At 63.7% G+C, this 13,102-nt stretch carries 13 protein-coding genes and 1 pseudogene; 1 reads left to right on the forward strand and 13 read right to left on the reverse strand.

Translation table 11 applies throughout. The features are described 5' to 3' along the window. Positions 1-5 precede the first annotated feature (5 nt). The 5 genes from AC50X5_RS04675 to AC50X5_RS04695 form a co-directional block, all read right to left on the reverse strand. On the reverse strand, positions 6-878 hold the full coding sequence (locus tag AC50X5_RS04675) for a 3-hydroxyacyl-CoA dehydrogenase family protein (RefSeq protein WP_494974921.1): 873 nt from the start codon (positions 876-878) through the stop codon (positions 6-8). Further along, on the reverse strand, positions 875-1,690 hold the full coding sequence (locus tag AC50X5_RS04680) for an enoyl-CoA hydratase/isomerase family protein (protein ID WP_494974922.1): 816 nt from the start codon (positions 1,688-1,690) through the stop codon (positions 875-877). The genes AC50X5_RS04675 and AC50X5_RS04680 overlap by 4 nt, the downstream gene beginning before the upstream one ends. Before the next feature lie 2 nt (positions 1,691-1,692). Beyond that, positions 1,693-2,922, reverse strand: a complete 1,230-nt coding sequence (locus AC50X5_RS04685) for a thiolase family protein (RefSeq protein ID WP_494974923.1) — start codon at positions 2,920-2,922, stop codon at positions 1,693-1,695. A gap of 132 nt (positions 2,923-3,054) precedes the next feature. Then, entirely contained in the window at positions 3,055-3,714 is a 660-nt protein-coding gene (locus tag AC50X5_RS04690; RefSeq protein WP_494974924.1) for a pentapeptide repeat-containing protein, read from the reverse strand. Continuing rightward, a complete protein-coding gene (locus AC50X5_RS04695; RefSeq protein ID WP_494974925.1) occupies positions 3,714-4,172 on the reverse strand; it encodes an SRPBCC family protein in 459 nt (152 codons plus the stop codon). The genes AC50X5_RS04690 and AC50X5_RS04695 overlap by 1 nt, the downstream gene beginning before the upstream one ends. 150 nt (positions 4,173-4,322) lie before the next feature. On the opposite strand from AC50X5_RS04695, the gene AC50X5_RS04700 reads away from it, so the two are divergent. After that, entirely contained in the window at positions 4,323-4,502 is a 180-nt protein-coding gene (locus AC50X5_RS04700; protein WP_463934834.1) for a CsbD family protein, read from the forward strand. Positions 4,503-4,610: 108 nt separating this feature from the next. Here the strand turns inward: AC50X5_RS04700 and AC50X5_RS04705 are convergent, their stop codons facing one another. The 8 genes and pseudogenes from AC50X5_RS04705 to AC50X5_RS04740 all read right to left on the reverse strand — a co-directional run bounded on the left by AC50X5_RS04705 (position 4,611) and on the right by AC50X5_RS04740 (position 13,094). Then, entirely contained in the window at positions 4,611-6,074 is a 1,464-nt protein-coding gene (locus AC50X5_RS04705; protein ID WP_494974926.1) for an amino acid permease, read from the reverse strand. A 174-nt stretch (positions 6,075-6,248) separates the two neighbouring features. Next, a complete protein-coding gene (locus AC50X5_RS04710) occupies positions 6,249-6,629 on the reverse strand; it encodes a Rieske (2Fe-2S) protein (protein ID WP_494975228.1) in 381 nt (126 codons plus the stop codon). A 2-nt stretch (positions 6,630-6,631) separates the two neighbouring features. Continuing rightward, positions 6,632-9,148, reverse strand: coding sequence for a nitrite reductase large subunit NirB (gene nirB, locus AC50X5_RS04715; RefSeq protein ID WP_494974927.1), 2,517 nt, complete (start codon positions 9,146-9,148; stop codon positions 6,632-6,634). Beyond that, entirely contained in the window at positions 9,148-9,495 is a 348-nt protein-coding gene (locus tag AC50X5_RS04720; RefSeq protein ID WP_494974928.1) for a molybdopterin oxidoreductase, read from the reverse strand. The genes nirB and AC50X5_RS04720 overlap by 1 nt, the downstream gene beginning before the upstream one ends. A 113-nt stretch (positions 9,496-9,608) precedes the next feature. Beyond that, the gene (locus AC50X5_RS04725) at positions 9,609-10,292 is read right to left on the reverse strand and encodes an NAD(P)H-dependent flavin oxidoreductase (RefSeq protein ID WP_494974929.1); all 684 of its coding nucleotides are present in this window, start codon (positions 10,290-10,292) and stop codon (positions 9,609-9,611) included. After that, on the reverse strand, positions 10,270-10,743 hold the full coding sequence (locus AC50X5_RS04730; protein WP_494974930.1) for a flavin reductase family protein: 474 nt from the start codon (positions 10,741-10,743) through the stop codon (positions 10,270-10,272). The genes AC50X5_RS04725 and AC50X5_RS04730 overlap by 23 nt, the downstream gene beginning before the upstream one ends. Before the next feature lie 16 nt (positions 10,744-10,759). Continuing rightward, positions 10,760-12,148, reverse strand: coding sequence for an LLM class flavin-dependent oxidoreductase (locus AC50X5_RS04735; protein WP_494974931.1), 1,389 nt, complete (start codon positions 12,146-12,148; stop codon positions 10,760-10,762). After that, positions 12,145-13,094 (reverse strand): annotated as a pseudogene (locus AC50X5_RS04740) (TauD/TfdA dioxygenase family protein). Before AC50X5_RS04740 ends, AC50X5_RS04735 begins: the two are co-directional and overlap by 4 nt. Between the last annotated feature and the right edge of the window lie 8 nt (positions 13,095-13,102).

The following is a 13,102-nucleotide window of genomic DNA, read 5'->3' on the forward strand; positions in this document are numbered from 1 at the left end:
AGGCGTTAGCTGGGCCAGTCGAAGAAGCCCTTCCCGCTCTTGCGGCCCAGCTCGCCGCGCGCCACCTTGTCCCGGAGGATCTGCGGCGGCGCAAACCTCTCTCCCAGCGTGGAGTGCAGGTACTCAGCAATGCCCAAACGGACGTCCAGCCCCACAATGTCCGTGGTCCGCAGCGGGCCAGTGGGGTGTTTGTAGCCAAGCACCATGGCAGTGTCGATATCCGCTGCCGTTGCCACTCCTTCCTCCACCATGCGCATGGCCTCCAGCGCGATCGCCACGCCCAGCCGCGAAGACGCGAAGCCCGGCGCATCATTGACGACGACGGGGGTCTTGCCGAGCGCCTCGACCCAGCCCTTCGCGGCAGCGGCGAGTTCCGACGTGGTTCTCTTTCCCACCACCACCTCGATCAGGCTGGAGGCGGGCACCGGGTTGAAGAAGTGCAGGCCCAGGAAGTTCTCCGGGCGTTCCAGCCCGGCGGCCAGGCCGTCCACGGAAAGCGAGGACGTGTTGGTGGCGAGGAACGCGTCCGAGCCCAGCCGGCTTTCGATGCCGCGCAGCGATGTCATCTTGAGGTCCCAGTCCTCCGGGACCGCCTCGATCACCAGCTCGCGGCCGGCAAAGTCGTCGTAATCGGCGGAGACGGTCAGCCTGCCGGAAAATTCGGCGGCGCTGCGGGTGGTCACCCCTCGTTCAATGCTCTTGGCGACGGCGGACTCCACCCTTTCGCGGGCAGCCTCCGCTGCTTCCGGGTCACGTTCCACCACCATGACGTTGCAGCCGTTGAGCAGGAAGGCGTGGGCGATGCCGGCGCCCATCCGCCCGCCGCCCAGGACGCCGACCGCCGCCGGCAGGATGTTGCCGGATTCAGAGTTGCTCATGCGTCCTCCTCGGTGGACCTGGCTGCCTTGCCAGGCCCGGCTGACTCCGCCGGCCCGGCGGCAGGTGTTCTCTTCTTCAAAAAGTCCTCCATCCGGTCAAACTTCGCCTGCGACTCAAACAGGATCCCCTGGGCCAGTTGGTCGATCAGCGGATGGGCTTCGGCCGGAGCGTGAAAGACGGATTTGGTAATCCGAATGGCCAGCGGGTCCTGCCGGCCAATCCGGTCCGCCAGGTTGTGGGCGGCGTCCATCAAATCCGGGGCCTCATGGATTTCGGTGATCAGGTTCGCGGCGAGTGCCTGCTCGGCGCGCAGCACCAGCCCGGCCAGCAGGATCTCCTTGGCCAGCGGCTCCCCCACGAGCTCGCGCAGCCGCCAGCTTGCGCCGGCGGCGGCCAGGATCCCGAGGCCGGTCTCCGGGTTGCCGATCCGTACCGAAGGCGTGCCGATCCGGAAGTCCGCGGCGTACGCCAATTCGGCTCCCCCGCCCAGGCAGTACCCATCCAGCGCGGCGATCACGGGCATGGGCAGCCTGGCAATGCGGACAAACAGGCTGGAGTTGATCCCCTGCAGGGCATCGTCCCGGCGACGGCCGCGCAGCTGGCCAATATCCGCGCCGGATGCGAAAATCCCGCCGGCCCCGGCAATGATCAGGACTTTAGGGCGCTGTTCCAGCTCGGCGCAGACAGCGTGCAGCTCGTCCACCATGGTTTGGTCGATGGCGTTGCGGACCTCGGGCCGGTTGAGGAGCACCACCACCCGGTCAGCGCGCTCCTCCACCAGCAGCGTACTGAAGCTCTGTTCCCCCACCATGCTCAGACCCTTTCCAGCAGCATCGCGGTTCCCTGACCCACGCCGATGCACATGGTGGCCAGCCCCAGCCTGGCGTCCTCGCGTTCCATCCTGCCCAGGAGGGTGATGGTCAACCGGGAGCCGCTGGAACCCAGCGGGTGCCCCAGGCTGATGGCCCCGCCGTCGTTGTTGACGATGTCCGGGTCAAGGCCCAGACGCCGCATGGTGGCGAGTGACTGTGTGGCAAATGCCTCGTTGAGTTCGACGGCGCCCAGCTCACCCGCAGTGATTCCGGTCCGGGCAAACACCTTCTGCGAAGCCGGAACCGGCCCGATGCCCATGATTTCCGGCTCACAACCGGCTGAGGCACCATCTATGATCCTGGCCCGCGGCGTGAGGCCCAGCCTGCCGATGGCTGCTTCCGACGCGACGATGATGGCGGAGGCGCCGTCGTTGAGGGTGGAGGAGTTGCCGGCTGTTACTACCGAGCCGCCGGCCACCACCGGCCGCAGTCCAGCCAGGACGTCCATGGTGGTACCGGCGCGCGGGCCTTCATCCGTGTCGACTACGGTGTCCGACTTCCGGCCCTTGACCGTGACGGGGACGATCTCGGCGGCAAAACGCCCGGCGGCAATCGCGGCCAGCGACTTCTCATGGGAGCGGACGGCGAAGGCATCGGCTTGCTCGCGAGTGATGCCATCTACCCTGGCAACTTCCTCAGCTGTCTCCGGCATGGAATACGTCATCTTGCCGTCGCGGGAGAGCCCGCCCTTCTGAAACAGCGGATTGGTGAAGCGCCAGCCGATCGATGTGTCAAAAATGGCGCCCGGCTTGGCGAACGCGGTGGCTGGCTTTTCCTGGACCCACGGAGCCCGGCTCATGGATTCCACGCCGCCGGCAATAACGACGTCCGCAGCGCCGGACTTGATCATCTGGCTCGCCTGGATGATGGCACTCAGTCCGGAAGCGCACAGCCGGTTGACGGTGATGCCGGGAATATGGAGCGGAAGCCCGGCCAGGATGGTGGCCATCCGCGCGACGTTCCGGTTTTCTTCGCCGGCTCCGTTGGCATTGCCCAGGATTACTTCATCGATGGCATCCGGATCCAGGCCTGCCCGTTGCACAGCTTCCCGGACCGCCAGTGCGGCAAGGTCGTCCGGCCGAACGGCGGAAAGGGCTCCGCCATAGCGGCCTACCGGGGTACGTACCCCACCCACCAGGAAAGCCTGTGGTCCTGAAGCGGCTGAGGCCATGAGTAACATCCTTCGCGAGTAACGGCACTGTCAGGGGTCCGATCGGTTCCAAAGGTATCCCGGGGCATTTACCGACCGTTCGTTCACTAAAGATTACACTCCCCACCCGCATGGTCAACAAGGCGGCTGGGATTACGCGACAACCAGGCCCAGATGGCTGGCCAGCAGCGGCGCCAGCAGGCTCAGCTGATAGTCATCCACCACCACGCCGGACAAGCTGCCCAGCCCGCTGATAGTACGGAAATCCGTCCTGCGCAGATCAAAATCCTTGAGTTTTGCACCGTTGAGGTCCAGTGTCCCGATGGTGCAGTTCTTAAAGGCAACCCGGGCCGCAGTGGCAGAGCCGAGGTCCAGTTCATTGATGATGCAGTCGCTGATCAGGACGTCGTTCAGCTTGGCGCCGCGGAGATTCAGGAAGTCCACCTTGCCACCGTCGATCCGGACCGACTGCCACGTGCTGTCATATACCTCGGCGGAGCCAAGCCGCGGATTGGTGAGCTGCACGTCCCGCCAGCTGGTCCGTGCGGCCATGAACACCGGCGCGTAAAGTTCCGCGAGCAGGCAATCGCTGAACGCCGCACTGCGCAGCTGCGTTTCATTGAAGGAGGCGCCCTGGAATTCACACTCGGCAAAGACTGCGCCGTTCAGCTCCAGGCCATCAGCGGCCGCACGGCTGTACCTGCCGCCGTCGTACCTTTCCCCACGCTGGAAGTCCGGGTCCGGGTCCTCGGTGAGGCCTTCAAGCCGAAGCGCCGAAAGACGAGGTGCGGTGACTTTCGCAGAACCGGCCACTAGAGGGATTCCGCCTTGGCCGCGATCTCCGCCAGGTCCTTGGCCAGGGCCTTCCGGGTCATGGCCATGCCCAGCTTGCCGAACAAGGCCATGGTGATGCGGTTGAGCGTGCTGGGATTAATAACTTCGGCCCCGAAGGTGAGCGTAAGGTCCGTGCCGCCCTTGCGCTCATTGAGGCTGAAACGGGTGGTGTAATCCGCCCCGCCCTGGACAGCCTTAACGGTAGTACTGCGCGGCGGATCGGCGTGCGCCACCCACATTTCGACGGTCTCGGAGCGCCCCATGATGGTGCGGGTTTCCTTCCAGCGAGTGCCCTCACCATAGGGACTGTCACTAAGCATCTGCACCGCCTTGATACCCGAAAGTGTTTGCACAGACCCTGGAATATCTGTGATCACTGACCACACCTTTTCCGGTGGAACCTGGATGTGCTGGGTGAGGCTGGCGCTGTGATCCATGGCTCGAGCCTAGCCGGGGGCCGCGACAACCACTACAGCTCCGGCCGCCCTGACGGCAGGCTTTATTGCCGCCAAAATGCTAAGCATGCTTCGTGTTAGGGTGAAAATGCAAGTGCTTGATCAGTCGGTAGACGAAAGGTGGCACCAGCCATGGGTATCGGAGACAAGATCGGAAATGCCGCGGAACATGCTGGAGGCAAGGCAAAGGAAGCCGCCGGCAAGGTCACGGATAACGAGCGCCTCGAACGCGAAGGCCAGACCGACCAGCTGAAGGCAGATGCCAAAAAGGTTGGCGAGGACGTCAAGGACCAGTTCAAGCACAACGACTAATGCCATAAAACGACGCCGGCGGCCACCTTCTTCATGAAGGTGGCCGCCGGCGTCATTATTGTTTCCAGGCGGAGGTCACGGGACAATCGGCACCTGGAGCGAAATGAACTAGCTGAAGAGCGCGTTCTGCGGCTCGTTCGTCTTGACCTTCTGCCAGCCCAGCCACAGCAGCAGCGCAAAGAACGGGATGGTCGCGAGGGTCCAGAGGCCCAGGTGGAAGACCTCACCGGACTTGCTGGTCATGGTGTCAAAGCCGATCAAAACCGTGATGGCGAGCAGGGCAACCAGACCGGCCCAGCTGCTCCATGTTCCTCCCGGGGCGGGCAGGGACGAGACTTTGCCCTTCTTCTTGCGCAGCGCGATCTGGCTGGCGAAGATGGCACCCCACGTGAAGATCACACCGATGGATGCGGAGTTAAGCGCGAGGTCGAACGCGTGTGAACCGCCCAGCAGGATGTTGAGCAGGATGCCCACGAGGTAGACCGCGCCGATGGCCAGGATAGCGGCGTAGGGAACGTGGTTCTTGGACATCCTGGTCAGCCAGGTCGGAGCATGGCTGTTGTTGGCCATGGTGCGGAAAATCCGGCCGATCGAGTACAGGCCCGAATTGCAGGAGGACAATGCGGCGGTGATGACGATCATGTTCATGACATCGCCCATCCAGCCGAGGCCCATCTGGCCGAACACCGTAACGAACGGCGAGGTGCCGGCCACATACTGGTCCGAAGGCAGGAGCATGGCCAACAGGGTCACGGAGCCGACGTAGAACACCACAATGCGGAAGACGACGGCGCGGATGGCCTTGGGCACTTCCTTGGCCGGGTCCTGCATCTCGCCGGCGGTGATGCCGACGAGTTCAATCCCGTTATAGGCGAAGATCACGGCGTTCAGGACCAGGATCATCACCAGGGCGCCCTTGGGGAACATACCGCCTTCGGCTGCGAAGAGGTTGCTGACTGCTGCGTGGCCATCGCCCACCTGGGCATTGGTAACCACCATGAAGGTGCCTACCACCAGGAAGATCACAATGGCACCCACCTTGAGGCACGAGGCCCAGAATTCGAATTCGCCAAAGGCCTTGACGCTCAGGAGGTTGACGCCCACCAGCAGCAGCAGTGCTGCAATGGCAGAGAATTCAACAGGCACATTGGGGAAGAAGAACTGGAAGTACAGTCCGATCGCGATGAGCTCGGCGATGCCGGTCATGGCCCAGTTGATGAAATACATCCAGCCGGACAGGTACGCGCCCTTCTTGCCGAACATCTCACCTGCGTAGCTGACAAACGAGCCAGACGTCTGGCGGTACATGATCAGTTCGCCCAGGGCCCGCATCAGCAGGTAGGCGATGACGCCGGCAATGGCGTAGGAAAAGATCAGCGCCGGGCCGGTGGAGGCCAGACGGCCGCCGGCTCCCATGAAGAGGCCAACGCCAATGGCGCCGCCCATGGCGATCATGGTGACCTGGCGGCCGCTCAGGGACTTCTTGTAGCCCTCGGCACTGAGGGTGGGATCTACGACGGCGGCGGATAGTGCCGTACTGGACGGGAGTTCTGTGGGGGTACTTTGTGGCACAACAATTCCTTGTGGGGGTTGGGAGTGCGCACGTCCGGCACACGAGTGATCCCAGCCACAAATTCGGCCGTTTACCCCAGGGGCAGCCGTTTGTTGCAGTAATTACTCGCGCTACCGAAGCTTGGCGCGGCTTGTCCATCCTACAAGACGCGCCAGGGTGCCACGTGACGTTCGCTACACTGCCCCCGTCTGAAGTACCAGATTCCGATCGCCGTCCACGCCCACCCCATAGCGCCGCAGCTCGCCTCCCCCGGTGGTGGAGCAGCCGGTGGCCAGGTCAAAAGCGTGCTGGTGCAGCGGGCAGATCACCACGTCCTGGTCTATGGTGCCGTCTGCAATAGGGCCGCCCCGGTGCGGGCAAACAGCGGACAACGCCCGCAGTGAGCCGTCCCTGAGGCGAAACACTGCCACCTGCTCGCCGCCCACGGCGAAGGCGCGGCCCTCACCCACGGGGATCTGGTCCACGGGCCCCAGGACGTGGACCGCAGCCGTTCCCGGTCCGCCGTCGGGCTTGACGCCTTCGGCATCCGGGATGCCCGGACTCTGTGATGGCATGTTCATTGGACCGGCACCTGCGGTAGAACAGTCAGCGGCAGGGAAGTGCGGAACTGGCCCGGCGTCAGCGGATCGTCGCGTTCGCTCCAGGGGTCCACGTAGTTGTCCACCGATGCCTGCATGGCCGCGTCCAGCCGTGCCGCTATCCCCTCCGAATCCCCCACGATCACGGCGCGCAGGTGCTCGATCCCCACCCGCGGCACAAAAGCGTAGGTCCGTTCCAGCCAGTTGGCCTGCTCACGGTAGTACTGCATGAAACGGCCGGTCAGCACCTTGACTTCCTCGGGATCATCCACCGTGGCCAGCAGGTCTCCCTTGCGGATGTGGGCCCCGGCCGCTCCTCCGACGTAGATTTCCCAGCGGCCGCCCTCCACCGCCACCACGCCTACGTCCTTCACCAGCGATTCAGCGCAGTTCCGCGGGCAGCCGGACACCGCCAGCTTCAGCTTGGCCGGCGCCTCAATCCCCTGGAACCGTGACTCGATTTCAATGCCAAGCCGGGTGGAGTCCCCCGTGCCGTAACGGCAAAAATCCTTGCCGACGCAGGTCTTCACCGTGCGGAAACTTTTTCCGTAGGCGTAGCCGGAGGGCATGTCCAGGTCCGCCCAGACCTGCGGCAGGTCTTCCTTGCGGATGCCCAGCAGGTCAATGCGCTGCCCGCCGGTCAGTTTGATCAGCGGCACCTGGTGCTTTTCCGCCACGTCCGCGATGCGCCGCAGTTGCTGCACGGACGTGACGCCGCCCTTCATTTGCGGCACCACGGAAAAGGTGCCGTCGCGCTGGATGTTGGCGTGCACCCGATCGTTGATGAACCGGGCGTCACGCTCATCGATGTACTGGTCCGCCAGCATCATCTTCAGTAGCGACGCCAGCCCCATCTTGGACTTAGCGTCCTCTGTACTGCCTGGGGCCAGCGCCTGGAACACTGCCGAAACGGAGCGAAGCCCACGCTTTCGGATCTCCGCCATCAGCGCCGGTTTCTCCAGCGGGATGCCGGGCACGTAGTAACTGGCTGCGGGGTCCTCATCCACCGCTCCATCAGCGGCCCACTCAACGACCTGGCGCACCAGAAGCTTGCAGGACCCGCACCCTTTTCCGGCCCGGGTGGCATCCATGGCGCTTGCCAGCGAGTTGCAGCCGCCCTTCACGGCCCCTACCAGATCTCCTTTGCTGACCCCGTTGCAGTTGCAGACCTGCGCATCGTCGGATAACTCAGCCACGCCTACATCCGCCCCCGGGGTGCCCAGATCGAACAGCAGGTTGATCCGTTCCTCAGGCAGCGGCAGCCCGCGGTCGTAGGCCTGGGTCAGGAAAGCCACCTTGCGGCTGTCGCCCAGCAGCGTGGCGCCCACCATTTTGTTGTCACGGACCACGATCGACTTAAACACACCCCGGCTGGGCTCGGAAAAAACAATGTGTTCATCAGTGTCCCGTTCCGGCCCGTGCAGCCCCATGGAGGCAACCTCGACGCCGGCCACTTTCAGTTTGGTGGCCGTCCGTGAGCCCAGGTAAGCAGCGCTGGTGTCCGTCCCGGTCACATGCTTGGCCAGCACCACGGCCTGTTCCCACAGCGGGGCCACCAGGCCGTACACCTCGCCACGGTGCTGGACGCACTCGCCAACAGCGTAGATGGCGTCCTCGTCCTGGACGCGCAACTGGTCGTCCACCACAATGGCCCGTTCCACCGGCAGGCAGCTCACCACGGCCAGGTCCACATTCGGGCGGATGCCGGCCGCCATCACCACCATGTCGCAGCCAATGTCCGGTTTGCCCCGCAGGCTGACGCCAGTAACCCGGTCCGCTCCCAGCACAGCCGTGGTGCGGCTGCCCGTACGTACCCCGATTCCCAGTGCCTCGACGCTCCTGCGGAGCACCGCACCGCCGTCGGGCCCCATTTGCGCACTCATAAGATGTCCGCCGGAATGGACCACCTCCACCTCGATGCCGTGGCTGCGGAGTCCGTAAGCTGCCTCCAGTCCCAGCAGCCCTCCGCCGATCACCACAGCTTTCCGGTGGTGCTCATGCTGGGCATGGGCCACCATTTTGCGGGTGTCATCGATGGTCCGGAAGCCGAAAATTCCGGGTTTGAGGGCGCCACTCAGCATATAGAGGCCGTCCATGGGCGGCATGTGGGAGCGGCTGCCGGTGGCGATGATGAGGATGTCATAAGGGGTTACCCGGCCGTCACTGGAAAAAAGGTGCCTGGTGAATTTGTCGATCCTGTCCACCGTGACGCCGGCGTGCAGGTCGATCCCGTTGTCCTGGTACCAGCTCAAGGCATTGAGAAAAATGTCCGAGTCGCTTTCCTCGCCGGAAAGGACGTGGCTGAGCATGATCCGGTTGTAGTTTCCGTACGGCTCGCCGCCGAACATGGTGATGGCGAACTGCTCCGCTCCGCCACGGGCCAAAATTTCCTCCACCACCCGGGCGCCCGCCATTCCGTTTCCGATCACCACGAGTTTCCGCCTGGTGTCCTGCTGCTTCCGGGACGGTTGGGGCCTGCTGAGGACGGCGGTCATCAGTGTTCCACCATCCCGAGATCAATCACCACGGAGCCGGACGTACCTTCCGGCGCAGCAAGGAACAACTCAATCACCGAGCCGCCTTCACTGTCCTCCACCACCCGAAGGGGCACATGGACATCGCCTTTGGCTCCAATCGGGAAGTAGCGCATGGGCTGGCCGTCCCGCATCAGCACAACAGCCACCAGTTCGCTGCTGGTATTGCCGCCGCGAAAGTAGAGCGTCTGGTTGACGGCGCCATCCGGAACGAAATGCATCAGCCCGCTGTGGAGGGGGACGGGTTTTTCCATGCCCACGCCATGGAACGGGAAAATGCCCTGCAGGAAAAGGTTCTTGGCAATCACGGACAGATCCTTTCGGCCGGCGGAACTCTATGGCCCCATGATGCGCCGCTTATGTTTCCGCCCGCCGGTCCCTCGGTAACGATCCTTTAACGCAAATCTCACCAATTTTTCAGTCAGCGGACGCCAGCCAGGCGGCGGAGGATGTCCGCCGCCGGGTCCGCAACCACGTTCCGGAAGCCTGTGCCCGTCCAGATGTTGATGTTCTCCGGATCTCCAGCCGCGGCCGCGGCCTTGCCAAGGGGACCGGTGAGGTGATGGATGGCCGGGTAATCGGCGGGGGCCAGCGGCTGGAAACGGTCCACGAATCCGTTCCGCAAGGCGCGGGCAGGGCGCCCTGAGAACGACGTCGTCACCACGGTTTCGCTCCGGCCCTCCTCTCCCAGCGCCGCCTTGTACGTGCTGGAGGCTCCGCATTTCTGGTTCCGGAGGAGGACCGTTCCCACGGCCACTGCCTCGGCTCCGTGGTCCAGAGCCTCCCCGGCACCGTCCGGCGTAGACACGCCGCCAGCGGCCCACAGCGGCAGTCCCACCTGTGACCGCACCTGGTCCAGAAGTTCAGCCAGCGGAATCTGCTCGGCCGGGACGCCCGGCGTCCACGTGTCCGAATGCCCGCCCGCGGTATGCGACTGGACCACCAGCGCGTCGACGCCAATGGCCTCCGCCTGCTGGGCCTCGCTGGCATTCGTCAGCGTCTGGACCGCCAAGGATCCGGCCTTCCGGAAGCGGCGAACAGCGTCCGCGGAAGGAAGCCCGAAGGTAAAACCGCAGTGGTGGTCAGGCGTAAGTGGGAACGGCAAGGGTACGGAAGTCGGAGTTGTGGAAGATCAGCGGGTCCCGGCTTTTGCTTCGGGTGCGGTGTCCGTGAACTCTCAGAAGGACCAGAGTGTGGTCCCCTGCGGGCGTTTCGGTCTCCACCGAGCAGTCCAGCCAGATCCCGGCTTCGTCCAGGAAAGCGGCACCCTTGGGCGTGATGGTGACGTCGACTCCGGTGAACCGGTCACCGGTTTTGGCCGCAATCTGACGGCAGGTGCCGGCCTGGTCGGCGGCCAGGACGGAAACGCCGATCCGTTCCTGGCGCCGGATGAGCGGCCAGGTGCGGGAAGACTTCTGCGCGGCAAACATCACCAGCGGTGGGTCCATGGACACGCCAACGGTGAAGGTGGAGGCAACAATTCCTTCGGGGTTCCCGTCCACTAGGGAGCAAAGCGCGGCCACCCCTGACGGGACGTGTCCAAAGAGTTCCCGCAATGCAACAGGGCTAAGGTCATGGTGCAACAAGGTGTCCCCCTGGCGGTACCTGGTAGCTGGCGATATCGCTGAGGGCAGGTGTTGCCTCGAAATGATTGACCGGTCGGGGCAGCCCGTAGTGTTCGCGCAGCGTCCGTCCGGTGTACTCGTACCGGAACAGTCCCCGGTTCCTGAGGATGGGGATGACATGGTCCACGAACGTGTCGAGGCCGGAGGGGAGCACCGGGGGCATAATGTTGAAGCCGTCGGCCGCCCCGGATTCAAACCATTCCTGTATGGCGTCAGCTACCTGTTCGGGTGTCCCGGAGAAGGTGCGGTGTCCGCGGCCGCCCCCGAGCCTGCCGATGAGCTGGCGTACTGTCAACCGTTCCCGGCGCGCGAGGTCGACGACGAGTGTATATCTGCTCTTGGCCCCTTCTATTTCGGTTTCTGGCGGGAGATCCTCAGGCAGTTGGGCATCCAGTGGCAGGAACTCGGGCGCGACTTTGAGGATCGCCGCCAGTTGCCGTCTGGCGTGTTCAGGGTGGATAAGATCGTCCAGTTCCTGTTCCAGTTGCCTGGCTTCGGCTTCCGTGGATCCGATGACAGGAACGATACCTGGAAGCACCTTAATAGTGTCCGGGTCCCTACCCGTCGCCGCTGTCCTTCGCTTCAGGTCGGCATAGAACTGTTGGGCGTGAGGCAGTGTCTGCTGGGCGGTGAACACAGCCTCTGCGTAGCGGGCAGCAAAGTCTTTGCCGTCTTCGGAGGAGCCGGCTTGCACGATCAGGGGATGGCCCTGTGCGGAGCGGGGAACATCCAGGGGCCCCTGCACCCGGAAGTAACGGCTGGCATGATTGACCTGATGGACGCGGGAACTGTCCGCCCAGATCCCGTTGCCCTTGTCCCCCACCTCGGCATAATCTTCCCAGCTGTCCCACAGTTTGCGGGCGACCTCGAGGAATTCCGCGGCACGCTCGTAGCGCCGCAGGTGGTTGGGCTGTTCCTGGAGCGAGAAGTTCCTGGCGGCAGCATCACCGGCAGTGGTAACGACGTTCCAGCCGGCGCGTCCGCCGCTGATGTGATCGAGTGAGGCGAACCGTCTTGCGAGGTTGTAGGGGTCGTTGTAGGTGGTTGATGCTGTGGCTATCAGCCCGATCCGCCCCGTGACGGCGGCGATCGCACTGAGCAGCACGGTAGGTTCCAAGGTGGCGTAGGGGCGGTGCCCGACGTCGCCATTCAATACCGGCGAGTCAGCGAAGAAGATGGAATCAAAGGTTCCGCGTTCCGCCGTCTTTGCCAGTTGCTGATAGTGGGCTATGTCAGTTCCGGCGAAACTGTTGCTTTCCGGCAGGCGCCATGAGGCCTCGTGGTGCCCCGTGCTCATGAGGAACGCGTTGAGGTGCAGTTGCCGTTTCGTGCTCATTGCCGGCCCCCTGCGCCGGATGCTTCCGGGACGACCACAATTTCAGAGTAGGTGGAGGCATCTCCGTGTATCGCCGTACTGGTCCGTCCGTCGATTCCTTGGGGAACGTCACCGGCGATGGTTACCCGGTTGAGCTTTCGGGGCTGGCCATCGTAGTTGTCGGGGGCATAGTGCTGGGTGATGCGGTTATCGAAAAGCACCAGCTGGTTAGGTTCCCACGTGACACGGACGATGTTCTCGGGACGGGTGATGTAGGCCTGCAGGAGCCGGAGAATATCCCTGGACTCAGTATTGGACAGGCCCACGATCCGCAGCCGTTGGGCAAATCCGCCGATGAAGAGACCGCGTTCTCCGGTGAGCGGGTGGACCCGGACCACCGGATGGGCTGTTCGAAGTGGATGCGGGTGAACTCCTGGCGTCGTTCTTCGGCGTTGGCGTGTTCCAGGTTCTTGGGCACAGAGTAGTCGTAGTCATTGGTGTGAACGGCCCACAAGGTGTTGGCGAAATTCCGCAGCTCCTCCGGCAGGTCCCGGTACGCTGCGGCCGCGGAGGCAATCAGGGTCTCACCGCCGTAGGCCGGAAGCGTGACGCTGCGCAGGGTGGATGCCTGCGGCGGGTTCACCACAAAAGTCACGTCCGTGTGCCAGGTGTTGGCGCTGCCGTTCTCGCTGTCGACCGGCAGCACAGCAGGCTTGCCATCGACTGAAGCGACGGTGGGATGGGCCTGGGTAAGGGGTCCGAATCGGCGTGCAAAGGCCACCTGCGCGTCGTCGTCGTCAATGTTTGCGTCGCGGAAGACAAGTGCTTTGTGGACGTTCAAAGCTTCCCGGATTTGGGCGATGGTTGCGTCGCTGAGGTCCGCGCTGAGGTCCAGGCCGCGGATTTCGGCACCGATGCGGGCGCTCAATTTGCGGAAGTCGAGCTTGGTTTCTGTAGCAAGTGACATGGTGTGTT

The sequence above is a fragment of the Pseudarthrobacter sp. MDT1-40-2 genome (assembly GCF_059383595.1).

Bases quoted from the DNA above. Each gene is read 5' to 3' on its own strand.
- AC50X5_RS04680 (WP_494974922.1), bottom strand. From the start codon at position 1,690: ATGGTGGGGGAACAGAGCTTCAGTACGCTGCTGGTGGAGGAGCGCGCT.
- AC50X5_RS04695 (WP_494974925.1), bottom strand. From the start codon at position 4,172: ATGGATCACAGCGCCAGCCTCACCCAGCACATCCAGGTTCCACCGGAA.
- AC50X5_RS04685 (WP_494974923.1), bottom strand. From the start codon at position 2,922: ATGGCCTCAGCCGCTTCAGGACCACAGGCTTTCCTGGTGGGTGGGGTA.
- nirB (WP_494974927.1), bottom strand. From the start codon at position 9,148: ATGACCGCCGTCCTCAGCAGGCCCCAACCGTCCCGGAAGCAGCAGGAC.
- AC50X5_RS04700 (WP_463934834.1), top strand. From the start codon at position 4,323: ATGGGTATCGGAGACAAGATCGGAAATGCCGCGGAACATGCTGGAGGC.
- AC50X5_RS04710 (WP_494975228.1), bottom strand. From the start codon at position 6,629: ATGCCATCACAGAGTCCGGGCATCCCGGATGCCGAAGGCGTCAAGCCC.
- AC50X5_RS04675 (WP_494974921.1), bottom strand. From the start codon at position 878: ATGAGCAACTCTGAATCCGGCAACATCCTGCCGGCGGCGGTCGGCGTC.
- AC50X5_RS04735 (WP_494974931.1), bottom strand. From the start codon at position 12,148: ATGAGCACGAAACGGCAACTGCACCTCAACGCGTTCCTCATGAGCACG.